The 13,692-nt window shown below is 57.1% G+C and carries 12 protein-coding genes; 7 read left to right on the top strand and 5 right to left on the bottom strand.

Annotated features, from left to right (window positions below; translation table 11 throughout):
• The first annotated feature begins 146 nt into the window (after positions 1 to 146).
• Positions 147 to 503, top strand: a complete 357-nt coding sequence (locus KYK14_RS02715) for a four-helix bundle copper-binding protein (RefSeq protein ID WP_185284007.1) — start codon at positions 147 to 149, stop codon at positions 501 to 503.
• A gap of 216 nt (positions 504 to 719) precedes the next feature.
• Here the strand turns inward: KYK14_RS02715 and KYK14_RS02710 are convergent, their stop codons facing one another.
• Both KYK14_RS02710 and KYK14_RS02705 read right to left on the bottom strand, forming a co-directional pair.
• Positions 720 to 1,055: a NifU family protein gene (locus tag KYK14_RS02710; RefSeq protein ID WP_185284009.1), complete on the bottom strand. Its 336-nt coding sequence runs from the start codon at positions 1,053 to 1,055 to the stop codon at positions 720 to 722.
• 55 nt (positions 1,056 to 1,110) lie between these two features.
• Positions 1,111 to 2,211, bottom strand: a complete 1,101-nt coding sequence (locus KYK14_RS02705) for an Mrp/NBP35 family ATP-binding protein (RefSeq protein WP_185284010.1) — start codon at positions 2,209 to 2,211, stop codon at positions 1,111 to 1,113.
• Positions 2,212 to 2,364: 153 nt separating this feature from the next.
• Here KYK14_RS02705 and KYK14_RS02700 point away from each other — a divergent pair, with 153 nt between their 5' ends.
• The 6 genes from KYK14_RS02700 to KYK14_RS02675 all read left to right on the top strand — a co-directional run bounded on the left by KYK14_RS02700 (position 2,365) and on the right by KYK14_RS02675 (position 10,027).
• Positions 2,365 to 3,024 carry a head GIN domain-containing protein gene (locus tag KYK14_RS02700; RefSeq protein ID WP_219156717.1) on the top strand — a complete coding sequence of 220 codons (660 nt, stop codon included), beginning with the start codon at positions 2,365 to 2,367 and terminating at the stop codon, positions 3,022 to 3,024.
• Between the two features lie 101 nt (positions 3,025 to 3,125).
• Positions 3,126 to 5,165 (top strand): DNA primase, encoded by a 2,040-nt coding sequence (dnaG, locus tag KYK14_RS02695; RefSeq protein ID WP_219156715.1) that lies wholly within the window; start codon positions 3,126 to 3,128, stop codon positions 5,163 to 5,165.
• 141 nt (positions 5,166 to 5,306) lie between these two features.
• Positions 5,307 to 6,554, top strand: coding sequence for a glycosyltransferase family 4 protein (locus KYK14_RS02690; RefSeq protein WP_219156713.1), 1,248 nt, complete (start codon positions 5,307 to 5,309; stop codon positions 6,552 to 6,554).
• Between the two features lie 11 nt (positions 6,555 to 6,565).
• Entirely contained in the window at positions 6,566 to 7,789 is a 1,224-nt protein-coding gene (locus KYK14_RS02685) for a glycosyltransferase (RefSeq protein WP_219156711.1), read from the top strand.
• 60 nt (positions 7,790 to 7,849) lie between these two features.
• Positions 7,850 to 9,088, top strand: a complete 1,239-nt coding sequence (locus KYK14_RS02680; RefSeq protein ID WP_219156709.1) for a bifunctional 3,4-dihydroxy-2-butanone-4-phosphate synthase/GTP cyclohydrolase II — start codon at positions 7,850 to 7,852, stop codon at positions 9,086 to 9,088.
• A gap of 135 nt (positions 9,089 to 9,223) precedes the next feature.
• Positions 9,224 to 10,027, top strand: coding sequence for a hypothetical protein (locus tag KYK14_RS02675; protein WP_219156708.1), 804 nt, complete (start codon positions 9,224 to 9,226; stop codon positions 10,025 to 10,027).
• Positions 10,028 to 10,041: 14 nt separating this feature from the next.
• On the opposite strand, the gene KYK14_RS02670 is transcribed toward KYK14_RS02675, so the two are convergent.
• The 3 genes from KYK14_RS02670 to KYK14_RS02660 form a co-directional block, all read right to left on the bottom strand.
• Positions 10,042 to 10,623, bottom strand: a complete 582-nt coding sequence (locus KYK14_RS02670; protein ID WP_219156706.1) for a hypothetical protein — start codon at positions 10,621 to 10,623, stop codon at positions 10,042 to 10,044.
• Between the two features lie 66 nt (positions 10,624 to 10,689).
• Positions 10,690 to 12,450 (bottom strand): M14 family metallopeptidase, encoded by a 1,761-nt coding sequence (locus KYK14_RS02665; protein ID WP_219156704.1) that lies wholly within the window; start codon positions 12,448 to 12,450, stop codon positions 10,690 to 10,692.
• Positions 12,451 to 12,498: 48 nt separating this feature from the next.
• Positions 12,499 to 13,653: a THUMP domain-containing class I SAM-dependent RNA methyltransferase gene (locus KYK14_RS02660; RefSeq protein WP_246601649.1), complete on the bottom strand. Its 1,155-nt coding sequence runs from the start codon at positions 13,651 to 13,653 to the stop codon at positions 12,499 to 12,501.
• Positions 13,654 to 13,692 lie beyond the last annotated feature (39 nt).

Raw genomic sequence — 13,692 nt, 5'->3', positions numbered from 1 at the left:
GCAGCTTTCATAAACCGCATAGGCGCGGAAATCGTGCACACATCTTCCACAATTCTACACCGGCTCCCCGCTCTTACCCTGCGTATACCTAAGAAGCGCAGGGCAGTTAGCTCTGCTGTATTTCATTCAACTAAATCTCCTCTCCTATGGGCCATGTTCCTGCCTCCGTTGCTAATCTGCAAAAAAACCAAGCCGTACTCGACGCACTCAGCCGCTGCATCGTGGCCTGCGAAATGTGCGCCGATGCCTGCCTGCACGAAGACAACATCCAGATGATGGTGCCCTGCGTTGAGCTGGACCGCGACTGCGCCGATATCTGCCGCCTCACCGCCGCTTTCATCGCCCGCAGCTCCGACCACGCCAAGCACGTCATCAAGGAATGCATCGAAATCTGCCAGAAGTGCGCCGACGAGTGCGGCCAGCACAAAGACGACCACTGCCAGCACTGCGCGCAAGCTTGCCAGGCCTGCGTAGATGCCTGCAAGCAGTATGCTGCTGCGTAAATTAATTCCTCTGTCCTCCTGATTTCTCTGTCAGTCTGAGCTTGCGAAGGACCTTCTCACGCTAGAGCGATACTAGCAACAACGACTCGTTTCAACGTAACAAGGTCCTTCGCTCCGCTCAGGAGGACAGACGAAGAAGAGGCAAGTCTACAAATAAACAGCGCCAGCCCTCTTTGTAGAAGGCTGGCGCTGTTTTATAAGGTAGTAGCAGAAGTGCTAAAAATCCGGGGTAGGCACGGGCGTGGGCGGCAGCGGGTGGCCGGTTTGGCCAGCAGGCTGCTCAGCCATGGGCGTCACGTTGATGGCTTGTACGGAACGAATTTCGGGTACGGCTTTCTTTACCGATTCTTCCACGCCGGCTTTCAGCGTCATCGGCGACATGGGGCAGGTGCCGCAGGCGCCCAGCAACTCCAGTTGCAACACCATGTCGTCGGTGATGTCCAACACGCGTACGTTGCCTCCGTCGGCGGCCAGGTAGGGGCGGATGCCGTCCAGGGCCTGCTCGATGCGCGGCAGCAGCGGATGGTCAGCAATGGTGGGGGTATGCGTCATACTAGATATACAAGTGGGCGGTTCGCGAAGTTCGAAAAAATATTCGGATACCGGATTAGGAGTTCATTTGCACCACGTTGGTGCGCGGTGCCACGGCGTTGCGTATGCTTACCTGGCGGGCCAGCTCCTCGGCCAACTGCTCGAAGGTAGCGGCCACCGGAGTGCCTTCTTGCAAGATAGCGGGCGTGCCTTGGTCGCCGTTTTCGCGGATGCTCTGCACCAGCGGAATCTGGCCCAGCAGGGCCACACCGTGCTTGTCGGCCAGCGCCGCGCCACCACCTTCACCGAAAATAAAGTACTTGTTGTCGGGCAGTTCGGCGGGCGTAAACCACGCCATGTTCTCCACCACGCCCAACACCGGCACGTTGATTTGGGGTAGGCGGAACATCTGCAAGCCCTTCTCAGCATCGGCCAGGGCCACTTTTTGCGGCGTAGTCACGATGAGCGAGCCGGTGACAGGCACCGTTTGTACCATGGTCAGGTGAATGTCGGATGTGCCGGGGGGCATGTCGAGCAGCAGGTAGTCCAGCTCGCCCCAATCCACTTCTGTGATGAACTGCTTGAGCGCCGACGAAGCCATCGGCCCGCGCCACACAATGGCCGACTCGGCCGGGGCCAGGAAGCCAATGCTCATCAACTTTACGCCAAATTTTTCGATGGGCTGAATCAGGTTACGGCCGTCCGGACCCTGGAAAACGTGCGGGCGGGCATCTTCCACCCCAAACATCAAGGGCATGCTGGGCCCCGAAATATCGGCATCGACCAGGCCTACCCGCGCGCCGGTGCGGGCCAGCGCCAGGGCCAGGTTGGCCGTTACGGTGCTCTTCCCTACCCCACCTTTGCCCGAGGCAATGGCAATGATATTCTTGACGCCGGGCAAGATGTCGCGGTTCTGGCGCATGGTGGTCACGCGCGAGGTCAGGTTGACAGTCACCTGCGCGTCTTTGTCCACCATAGTATGCACGGCGCGCACGCAAGCGTTGTGAATCAGCTCTTTAAGCGGGCAGGCGGGGGTAGTAAGTACCACGGTGAACGACACGTTTTTGCCGTCTACCTGCACATCCTCCACCATGTTGAGGGTCACGAGGTCTTTGCCCAAATCCGGTTCTTCGACGTAGCTGAGGGCTTTCAGGACGTCTTCGGTAGTAATAGCCATAGGTAGGAGTGTTTCCGAGGTGTAAAGATAACCCAGAAACATGGGCGGAAGTTGCCAGCGGCCCTACCTAACATTTTTGCGGTGCCCAGGCAACGGGTAACGACTCACAACCATCTTCCCTACCAAACGCCAACCTATACACCCTTCTTCGCCATGAAACTTTTCGCACTCACCCTCTGGATGCTGGTTCTGGGTCTGCTCGCTGGCTCTGCTGCCGCGCAAAGCAAACAAGACCGTCCGCTCGCTGCTTTCACCCAATTGGAGGCTAGTGGGGCCACCACTATTTACCTAACGCAGGGGCCACAAACAAGCGTGGTAGTGGAAGCACCCGAGGAAGCTCAATCGTACATCAAAACGGAAGTGCGCAACGGCGTGCTGCGCATCTACCGCGAAAGTGAGGGTATGACCGCTACCCTTCGCAACCTGCTGAACAACGAAAAAAACGGAGTAAAAATCTACGTAACCTGCCCTAGCCTGACGGCCCTGAAACTGAGCGGCGCCACCGATGTGAAAGGCAGAACGCCCTTTACGGCCGACAACTTCGCAATTCAAGCCAGCGGCGCCAGCGACGTGACCCTACAGCTTAACGCCAAAACCCTGAACGTGCAGGCCTCCGGTGCCAGCGACGTGTATCTCACCGGCCAGGTAGAGCGCCAGCAGGTGCAGATCAGCGGTAGCAGCGACTACCACGCTGCTAAGCTAGTAAGCCAGCAAGCCACCGTAGCCGCCAGCGGCAGCAGCGACGCCTACGTGTCGGCCGTGCGGCTGTCGTCGCGGGCGTCGGGTAGCAGCGATATTCACAACCGCAAGTAAGTTGCCGGACGGCGCCCGGAACACCAGGCAACACGTCCGTATACAAGGCTTCGCGGCGGCTCAGAGTGAGCCGCCGCGAAGCCTTGTTATCTTTGCTCCCTATGGCCCGCATTCCCAAAGAAACCGTCGATCAGATCATCCACCACGCCGACATTGTGGAGGTGGTAGGAGATTTTGTACCCCTGAAGAAGAAAGGCCAGAATATGTGGGCGTGCTGCCCGTTTCACCATGAGAAGTCGCCGAGCTTTTCGGTGGCGCCGGCCAAGGGACTGTACAAGTGCTTTGGGTGCGGCAAGGCCGGCGGCGTGGTGCAGTTCATCATGGACATTGAGGGCACCAGCTACGTAGAGGCCCTGAAGTATCTGGCCAAGAAGTATGGCATTGATGTTCAGGAGGAAGAAAAAACGCCCGAGCAGCAATTAGCGCAGAACGAGAAGGATTCGCAGTACATCATTTCGAGTTGGGCCAAAGACCACTACCACAAACTGCTGCTGAAATCGGATGAGGGCCAGGGTATTGGGTTGAGCTACCTGCGCCAGCGCGGCCTCAATCAGACTACGATTACCACCTTCGAGCTGGGCTACTCCCTCGACCAGTGGGACGACTTACTAAAAACTGCCGAGCAGGCCGGCTACGACCGCAAGTACCTGGAAAAAACCGGCCTCGTAGTGACCCGCACCGACGACGCAGGCCAGGACACCGGCCGCCGCTACGACCGATTCCGGGGGCGCGTGATGTTCCCGATTCACAACATTTCGGGGCGCGTGGTAGGATTTGGGGCGCGCACGCTCAAACCCAACGATAAGACGGCCAAGTACCTGAACTCGCCGGAGTCGGAGATTTATCATAAGTCGGACATCCTCTACGGGCTGTACCAGGCGCGGCAGGCCATTCGGACAGAGGAAGTGTGCTACCTGGTAGAAGGCTACCTCGACGTGCTGAGCCTGCACCAGGGCGGCATCAAGAACGTGGTGGCCTCGTCGGGCACCTCGCTCACCGATGGGCAGATTCGCCTCATCAAGCGCTATTCCGACAACGTAACGGTGCTCTACGACGGCGACGCGGCCGGTATCAAAGCCTCCCTGCGCGGGGTAGACATGTTGCTGGAAGGCGGCCTGAACGTGCGCGTGGTGCTATTCCCCGACGGCGACGACCCCGACAGCTACATCCGCAAGGTAGGCGACCAGCGCTTTCAGGAACACCTCGACCAGCAGAGCCAGGACTTCATCAGCTTCAAAACCAAACTAGTAGCCCGCGAGGCAGCGCAAGACCCGGTGAAGAAAGCCGAGGCTATCCGCGACGTGCTTCAGAGCATTGCCAAAGTACCCGACCCCATTAAGCGGCAGGTATTTTTGCAGCAGACCAGCGCCGCGTTCAGCATTGATGAGCAAGTGCTGATTACGGAGTACAATAAGCTGGTGCGCACCGCCTCGGGCAAGGCCGCCGGGGGCGCCAGCCCGGCCCCGGCTTCACCGGCCCTCCCTACCCCTGGCCGGCAGCAACCCGCCGCCCCGGCTCGGCCTCTTTCGGAAGAAGAGGAAGCCGAGATGCTCATGTATGGCGCTACCCCCGAGGAACTGGGCAGCGCTGCACCTACGCAAGAGGTAGAGCTGGTAGAAGACGTTCTGGCCGTGTGCGAGCGGGAAATTGTGCGCCTACTACTACTCTATGCGCCCCAACTGCTGCAACCCGAAGTAACCGTGGCTCACTACATACTGGCGCAACTGGAAGAAACGCCCCTACGCACGCCCATCTACGCCGACCTCTTGCACCTGTGCCAAGAAGAGATGAATGAGGGCCGTTGGCCCGACGTGCGCCACTTCATCCAGCACAGCCGCGGCGACATTCGGGTCTTGGTGAGCGACCTGGCGACTGAAAAGTACGAGCTAAGCCCCAACTGGAGCACCCACCAGATATACGTACCCCGCGAGTTGGATCAGTTGCAAATTGCCTGCGACAACGCCCTGCTGCGCCTGAAAAAAGAAACCGTGCAGCGGGAGTTGGACCAGTTGCAACAAGAGCTGCGCGATGCCACCGACCCGGCCGCCGTCGATAAGATTCTGGAAGCCCTAATGCTCTACAAGCGCCTTGATAATGAGCTAGCTAGCCACTTAGGCACCGTTATTCCACGTCGGGCCTGATGCAAAAGCTACTTCCCCTGCTTCGCATACGCTTTTCGGGCGTTGCTCAACCCATAAGGAATACTACATCAGGGCCTTTTGTGGCATGTCACAATTTGATTGAGTTCGGGCCGAGAAGGACTTTCGCTTCTTTGTAGCTTTGTGCGCCCATCCTACTCTTCTACCTTGCATATCCTGCAACTTTGTCCGCGCGTTCCTTTCCCACCCCACGATGGGGGTGCTATTGCCATGTACGATGTGGTAGCCGGGTTGGCACAGGCAGGGCACCGCGTAACGGTGCTAGCCGCCAACACACCCAAGCACGCCCAGCACGCCGACGTGCTGGACCACCTCGGCCCCAACGTACGGCTGGTACCAGTATCCATTGATACGCGCATGCGGCCTACGCATGCCATACGCAATCTGCTCACGAGCAAGCTGCCCTATACCGTAGAGCGTTTTGTAAATCCATCTCTGGATGAGCAACTTACGCATATTCTACAAACCGAAAGCATTGACATTGTGCAGGTAGAAGGCACGTTTGTGGCGTGGTATATTGACACTATTCGCCGTATTGCGCCACATGTGCCAGTGGTGCTACGTGCGCACAACGTAGAATATACTATCTGGCAGATGCTGGCCAGCCGCGAGCACCACGTCGCCAAGGCTTGGTACCTACGCCACTTGGCCCGACGCTTAGAGCAGTTTGAACGGCAATACCTTCCTCGTTTCGACGCCGTGGCAGCTATTACGGAACCCGACCGCCGTCGCCTGCTGGCGCTAGGTTGCCCCGAACCCGTAGCCTTCATTCCGGCTGGCGTGAATGCTACCCGGCTGGCACCCGACCCCACCATACAGCCACAACCCCGTACAGCATTTATCATTGGCTCGCACGAATGGTTGCCCAACCGGGAAGGTGTGGAGTGGTTTCTGACTAATATCTGGCCCCAGGTGCACGAACAACTTCCCGAGTTGGAATTGCACTTGGCTGGCAGGGCTATTCCACCACACATTCAGCAACGCCACGGCCGCGATAACATTCACGTACATGGTTTTGTGGAGTCGGCGGCTCACTTCATGCAACAGTACGAGCTCATGCTGGTGCCCCTGCTCTCGGGCGGCGGCATGCGCATCAAGATTATTGAAGGCATGGCGCTGGGCAAGTGTATTCTGAGCACTGGCCTGGGCTCCGAGGGTATTGCTGTGCGCGAAGGACACGACATTTTGCTCTGCGATGAGCCGCAAGTGTGGGTGGCGCGGCTGCGGGCCTACTACCAAGGTGAACTGCCCTACCAACAGATTGGCTGTGAAGCCCAACGTACCATTGCCCGCCTATACGACAACCGCCGGGTAATCGAGCGTTTCCTGCAATTATATAGTAATCTAGGCAGCCTACGCGAAAGCGCGTAAGTTTGCGGCGTATGAAGCTGCTGGTTTTGCTGTCTCGTTTTCCCTACCCCCTCGACAAAGGCGATAAGCTGCGCGCCTTCTATCAGTTGCGGGAGCTGGCGCATCGCCACACCATCTGCCTGCTGGCTCTCACCGATGAGGACGTGCCAGCGGCATCCCACGCACAGGTAGCCTCCTTTTGTGCAGGTGGCATACATGTGCACCGCTTGCGCCGCCCCAATATAGCCCGCGGCCTAGCCATTGCGCTGGCTACTGCCCTACCCCTGCAAATCGGGTATTTTCAGGATGCGGCAGCACAACGGCTGCTTACTCAGCTGCTCCATACCTTCCGGCCCGACCATGTGTACTGTCAGTTGATTCGGATGGCGGAGTACCTGCGCCCCCATTACCAACAGTGGCCTTGCACGCTCGACTACATGGATGTGTTTTCGGCTGGGGTAGCGCGCCGGGCGGCACGGGCGCCGCGCTGGCAACGCTCTGTGCTCCAGCTAGAGGCGCAGCGTTTGCGGCGCTACGAGGCATTGGTTTTCGATTGGTTTCGCGCACATAGCATCATCTCTGACCAAGACCGCCAGCTCATCGACCACCCCCAACGCCAGCAAATTCGGGTGGTGCTAAATGGCATCGACACCACGTATTTCCAGCCTACAGAAGCCCCTAAGGAATATGAGTTGTTATTCTGTGGCAACATGGCCTACCCGCCAAACATAGATGCAGCCGTATTCCTGGCCGAAGAAATCCTGCCGTTCGTGCGCCAACAACACCCGCATGCCCGGCTTCTGATTGCGGGTACTACCCCCACCGCACGCGTGCAGGCACTCGCTACGGAGGGCGTCACCATCAGTGGCTGGCTGCCCGATATCCGGACTGCTTACGCGGGTGCCCGCGTGTTTGTGGCACCTATGCGCACAGGCACTGGCCTACAGAATAAGTTACTGGAAGCTATGGCGATGCGCCTCCCCTGCGTTACAACTACACTGGCCAATGCGGCACTGCGCGGCACTCCCGATGAGCAGGTATTAATTGGCGATACTGCCATTGCCTTGGCCACACATATTATAAAGCTTCTCTCCTACCCCGAAGAGGCCGCTACCCTCGCCGAGCAAGGCCTCTGGTTTGTAAGCACTCATTATAATTGGAGCGCTTCCACTACCCGCCTAGAGGAAATCATGCACCTGCATACCGCGGCGGACGTGGTAACTTCCCCTGCCGATTCTCCAGCGCCTACGCCGTAACTTCGCGGCCTGCTACTGGTTGTAGAGTAGCTGACTGCTCATTTTTCGAATATTATCCCGATGCTTGATTCCATAGAAGATGCCATTGCCGATATCCGCGCCGGCAAGGTAGTCGTTGTTGTTGATGACGAAGACCGCGAAAACGAGGGCGATTTTATCTGCGCCGCCCGTTGCGCTACCCCCGAGGTCATCAATTTTATGGCCACCCACGGCCGCGGGTTGGTATGTGCGCCCATCACCGAAGCTCGTTGCAACGAGTTGGAGTTGGATTTAATGGTAGGCCGCAACACGGCCCTGCATGCTACCCCCTTCACCGTCAGCATCGACCTGCTCAAGAACGGCGTCACCACCGGCATTTCGGCTTCCGACCGGAGCAAGACCATTCTAGCCCTCATCGACCCCGAAACTAAGCCGGAGGACCTGGGCAAGCCCGGCCATATTTTCCCATTGAAAGCCCGCAAAGAAGGCGTATTGCGTCGCGCTGGTCACACCGAAGCCGCCGTAGACCTGGCCCGCTTGGCAGGCTTCGAACCGGCGGGCGTGCTGGTAGAAATCTTGCGGGAAGACGGCGAAATGGCCCGCCTGCCGGAGCTGCGCCAAGTGGCCGATAAGTGGGATCTGAAATTGATTTCGGTGCAGGACCTCATTAAGTACCGTCTTGAAAAGGAAAGCCTCATCACCCGCGAAATCTCCGTGAAGATGCCCACCGATTGGGGCGACTTCGACCTCATTGCCTACACCCAGCGCTCCACTGGCGCCCAGCACTTGGCGCTAGTGAAAGGAGATATTGCTGGCCCCGAGCCGGTACTGGTGCGTGTGCACAGCTCTTGTGTTACCGGCGACATCTTCGGGAGCTGCCGCTGCGACTGCGGCCCCCAACTGCACCAGGCCATGCAGCAGATTGAGCGTGAAGGTAGGGGTGTCATCGTCTACATGAACCAGGAAGGCCGAGGCATCGGCCTGCTTAATAAGCTGAAAGCCTACAAACTACAGGAACAAGGCCGCGACACGGTAGAGGCTAACTTGGAATTAGGCTTTAAGATGGATGAGCGCGACTACGGGGTAGGCGCTTCCATCCTGCGCGATTTGGGTATTTCGCAGATGCGCCTGCTCACCAACAATCCACGTAAGCGCACTGGTTTGGCTGCGTACGGCCTCGAGGTAGTAGATACGGTGCCGATTGAAATTGCGCCTAATGAACACAACCAGCGCTACCTCACCACCAAGCGCGACAAGCTGGGCCACACAATTTTGAGTCAGCTGCTGTCGGAGCAACCTGGCTCACCTTCTGCCGAATAGTAGCTTTACCCTGTCGTATAGCCGGGTATCCGGTGTTCTTAAACTGTCTTGTTTAAGAACACCGGATACCCGGCTTCGTGTTGTGGAATGAAGGCAACACGGAGATTGTTGTGAGATTTTACTATGCTTACGCTTATGAAAAGTCCTGCTCCTTTCTTCGTTTTCCTACTAGGCTGGCTGTGGCTGGGTCCGGCGCAGGCCCAGCAGCAAGGCTTGGTCCAGCAATTCACGGATAGCTCTATTCTATTAGCGAATGGTGACACACTAGAGGGCCCGCTTACCCTTAACCGCCGCGAGGATGTAGTGCAGATTCAGCTTGGCGATGGCTCGGTGCGCACCTTGTCGGCCGTAGCCGTGCAGAGTTTTGCCGTAAAGGGCGAGCAGATTGACCGTCGTCGCAATCCGTATTACTACGACGACTTTTACGATGCCCGCGCTGGCTATTACTACGGCAATCCTTTTTATAGCACCCGTCCACTACGGCGCCGCCAGGAGCGCCCTGATACTAGCCTGGTTCGGATTTTTCGAGTGTACCGTTGGAACCGTGGCAATGACTATAGCGACTTCAAGTCGCCGGGCTTCTTTGAGCAACTGAGCAACGGCCCTACCCTACTCCTTCGTCGGGAATCGTTGGTACAGCGCGCCGCCAATTATAATTCGCCGTATGGATACGGTGCCTACCGTGGAGGATATCCCTACGGAGCGGGCATTCCCGCAACGCAACTCTATACAGACATCAAAGATGATTTTTATCTGGGTCTCCCGGATGGGCGTATTATCGCGCTACGGAATCCCAAAAAGGATTTGCTCAATGCCTTTCGTCAACAGCAGCGCCAAATAGAGGCATATGCGAAGGTGAATCATTTGGAGTACACTAATGCCCGCGAGCTGGCCTATATCGTGAACTATGCAAACTCACTTACTGCTGCCAATAATTAGTACAAATCTCTAGTCTACGTAACTATTGTATAGCGTTTATAGTGAGCCGTAACTGTAACAAAATGCACACCGGTTGTGCTCGAATACACTGGTAGCTTTGAGACAACAACCAATTCCTCATTAGCTGTTACCGTTACAGAAACTGGAGCGGACCAGTCAGGATCCGGGATTTCCCGGGGCGTAAAATGGAATGTTTGCGTAGTAGCGTCGAACGTAAATTTTTCGGGCGCGGCCTGCATGACATATCCGGCCTTGGTATTACCCGCAGATGTGCTGTATGGATTAACGTACGGCCGCTGCCACCACTGCACGAAGAGATGTCCCATAGTGCCCCCTGTATATTGCTGCTGCGCACTCAGGATACGTATCTCAACGTCTGCGTTAGCCAGATAGGCTTCTTCGGCCAGTAGATCAGTAGAAAACAAACCGTCGTTGTTACTATCTACCGCTTCGGAACTACTGGCACTCAATAACTTATATTTTCCGTGTAGCTTCTCGTGCAGAATGGCGGTGTCTTCTGGCTCGACATCAGCTTTCTGGCAGCTAGTAGCTCCAAGCATAGCCATGCATATAGCTGCAATAAAACATTGTTTCATAAGGTAGTTATGGGAATAAGAATTAGCAGGAATAAGTAAAAACGGAAGGTAGGGATTTCCTACTACCTAGTCAACGAGTAGCGCCCTACCCTGCCAACGTGCTATGGGGTAGCGTAAGTAGGCTGCTTCATAATGAGGAGAGTTGCGGTAGACCCATTCCAATTGGGCCTGGCCATTAGAAGCAAACTCTGCGTTTTCTTTTTTGAGCTTTTCCAAGCGTTGACGCAACTCGGGTTGCTGGCGCAGTAACTCAGCCGCTAAATCCTCAAATACATAATCAGAGAAGTGCTCCTTCTGCTGTAGGATACTATCGAAGAAGCCCCATGCAAAAAAGGAATCCGTAGCCTGTGGCTCAAGCATCTCCACTAAATACCGGGCTGCTGGTTGATTGAGTTGGGCTACGTAGTCGCCACGAAGGAAATGCACGGTTTGTGGCTGTGCGGTTACCTGCACCTGCGAGTGTAGGTAGTGCCCTTCGTATGGTCGTGAGCTGGTTTTATAATCGTCGATGTGGTAGAACTCGGCCGTTAGGGTGGTGTCTTGGCGCAGACGCTGAAGCTGGACCCCAGCCCGGCGTAGGCGCTCTACTACCTCACCCCAGGCCTGTGGAATAAGGTAGGCCGCTGGCCGACGCACCGTGGTAGTAGCCCGGAAGCTATTATAGAAGGGAATGGGCTTCGTGTACGGCTCCTGCTGATTGTAATAGAGACGTGGCTGCCCACTCACTTCGCTTGGTTTCAGGTGGCCGAGATAACCACGAAACGTAAACGTTTCGGCGCGGGTGGTATCGAGCTTCCAAGCCAGCGGAAACTCTTGCTGCGCAGCCATTTGCTGTGCAGCCGCAGTGCGCGCCTGTGCCAAGGCGGCGTCCTGCGTTTGGATAGCTTGCAGCAGCACCGTCATAAAATCGTAGGTAGCCCGCACACGGGGCGCAAAGGCCTTTAGCATGTGGGTTTCTGTTACAAACCCAATGGTATTGAACAGCGCCGCGTAGCCCGTGGAATACCGCGGCGTTTCCAAGAAGCCAACCAGTCCGCGGGCGTCAGGCGTGCGGCCCAGAAAATCTACGTAGGGCGTTAGAGGCCACTGCTTCTGGTCCATGCCCTGGTACAGAGCGGGTAGCAACTGCGCCGTCAGATACTGACTAAGAACCGGGTGCAGCTTGTCTTTCTGCGTTGGTATCAGCGTCATGGTATACTGATAATCAGCGCCGTTGGACGTATGGTTATCCAGAAAAATATCAGGCTGCCAGCGTTGGAACAGCTCCGCAAAGGCGCGGGCGTTGCGCGAGACCTGCTTCACGTAGTCGCGGTTCAGGTCGAGGTTGCGCGCGTTGCCCCGGAAACCATAGCTTTCGGGGCCGTTCTGATTTACACGCGTAGTGCTATTGCGATTCAGCGACCCGCCTACGTTATATATAGGTATAAGCACGACGGTAGTGTTGCGCAACAGCTGGCGTAGCTCTGGCTTTTGTACCAAGTCGCGGGCTAGCATCATGCTTGCGTCGATACCTTCCGGCTCACCAGGATGAATACCGTTCTGAATTAATACTACCCGGTGGCCCTGCCGACGAGCAGTAGCCGGATCGGCCTTGCCACCACCCGTCGAAATCACTACCTCGTGCAGTGGTCGACCAGAATCAGTTTCACCGGCTTCGCGTACGGTAATCTCCTTGTATGCCTTATCGAGGCGCTGGTAGTAAGCAATGCACTGGGCATACGTGGCCGTTGTGTTGCCGCTGCTACGCTCAAACGGCGTACTCCAATCGGCGGGCGGTGTGGCGGGTGAAGACGCGAGAAGCAGCGCGGAAAGAACCAGTGGCAACATAGAAGTGAAATCAGTGACGGCGTGAAGCTAGGAAAAAGTACCTCTTCCCTACTCTGAGCGTGCCGCTTTGCGGGAGCCTTGGTACAGCTCGTACTTTAGTAATCGGCATTCAATCGGCCCGTTGTAGAGTGGCACGCGGCGAGAGGTTTTCAGGCCGATGCGCTTGGCTGCCTCCAGGTTGCCAGTGAAGATATAAGCATCGTAGCCCTGGAAACCGGCTTTGAGCGTATCGCCAATGGTTTTGTAGAGCGCTTCCATCTCCGATTCCTGCCCGATTCGCTCGCCGTAGGGGGGGTTCATGATGACGATGCCGGGCGCTTCTTTGGCGGGGGCTTTAGCTTCGGCCACGTCGCGCACACCCAGGCGAATGAAATCCTCCAGATCGGCGGCGGCCACGTTTTCGCGGGCCAGTTCGATGTACTCGCGGGAAATGTCGGAGCCTGCGAGGTAGGCCTGCGGCTCCTCCAGGCGCATCTGGCGGGCGTCCAGCTGCACCGATTCCCAGAGCGCCGCCTCGAAATCGGGCCAATTCTCGAAGCCAAACTTACCTTGGTGGTAGAGGCCCGGCGCAATGCGCTGGGCAATGAGCGCAGCCTCGGTGAGCAAAGTACCTGAGCCACACATGGGGTCGATGAGGGTCTTTTTACCGTCCCAGCCCGTGAGTAGTAGCAGGCCGGCAGCCAGCACTTCGTTGAGCGGGGCCACGTTGGTTTGCTGGCGGTAGCCGCGCCGATGCAGCGAGTCGCCGGCCGCGTCGAGGCTCAGGGTCACCTCGTTTTCCAGCATGTGCAGGTGCAGGCGGATATCGGGGTTCTTCACGTCCACGCTGGGACGCTGACCGGTGCGGTTGCGGAACTGGTCCACAATGGCATCTTTGGTGAGCTGGGCTACGAACAGCGAGTGCTCGAACGACGACTTATTAACTACGGCCGTAATGGCGAAGGTTTGGTCGGCCCCAATAAACTCCTGCCAGTCGATGCGGCCTACCTCGCGGTAGAGAGCTTTCTCGTCGCGGGCGTAGAAGCCGGCGAAGGGCACCAGAATTCGCATGGCGGTGCGGCACCACAGCACGGCTTCGTAGAGCAGCTGCTTGTCGCCGCTAAACTCCACGGCCCGCTGCCCTACCTTCTCGATGTGGGCACCCAGCTGGCGCAGCTCATCGGCCAGCACCTCTTCGAGGCCAAATTGGGTGGTGGCAGTCATTGGAAACGGGCGGGAGCGGCGGTTGGCCATAGGGCAAAA

Source organism: Hymenobacter profundi (assembly GCF_019334315.1).
Lineage (GTDB): Bacteria > Bacteroidota > Bacteroidia > Cytophagales > Hymenobacteraceae > Hymenobacter > Hymenobacter profundi.
The sequence above is the reverse complement of the archived record's forward strand: the minus strand, read 5'-3'. Positions and strand labels throughout refer to the sequence as shown.

Bases quoted from the DNA above. Each gene is read 5' to 3' on its own strand.
- KYK14_RS02715 (WP_185284007.1), top strand. From the start codon at position 147: ATGGGCCATGTTCCTGCCTCCGTTGCTAATCTGCAAAAAAACCAAGCC.
- KYK14_RS02710 (WP_185284009.1), bottom strand. From the start codon at position 1,055: ATGACGCATACCCCCACCATTGCTGACCATCCGCTGCTGCCGCGCATC.
- KYK14_RS02705 (WP_185284010.1), bottom strand. From the start codon at position 2,211: ATGGCTATTACTACCGAAGACGTCCTGAAAGCCCTCAGCTACGTCGAA.
- KYK14_RS02700 (WP_219156717.1), top strand. From the start codon at position 2,365: ATGAAACTTTTCGCACTCACCCTCTGGATGCTGGTTCTGGGTCTGCTC.
- dnaG (WP_219156715.1), top strand. From the start codon at position 3,126: ATGGCCCGCATTCCCAAAGAAACCGTCGATCAGATCATCCACCACGCC.
- KYK14_RS02685 (WP_219156711.1), top strand. From the start codon at position 6,566: ATGAAGCTGCTGGTTTTGCTGTCTCGTTTTCCCTACCCCCTCGACAAA.
- KYK14_RS02680 (WP_219156709.1), top strand. From the start codon at position 7,850: ATGCTTGATTCCATAGAAGATGCCATTGCCGATATCCGCGCCGGCAAG.
- KYK14_RS02675 (WP_219156708.1), top strand. From the start codon at position 9,224: ATGAAAAGTCCTGCTCCTTTCTTCGTTTTCCTACTAGGCTGGCTGTGG.
- KYK14_RS02670 (WP_219156706.1), bottom strand. From the start codon at position 10,623: ATGAAACAATGTTTTATTGCAGCTATATGCATGGCTATGCTTGGAGCT.
- KYK14_RS02665 (WP_219156704.1), bottom strand. From the start codon at position 12,450: ATGTTGCCACTGGTTCTTTCCGCGCTGCTTCTCGCGTCTTCACCCGCC.
- KYK14_RS02660 (WP_246601649.1), bottom strand. From the start codon at position 13,653: ATGACTGCCACCACCCAATTTGGCCTCGAAGAGGTGCTGGCCGATGAG.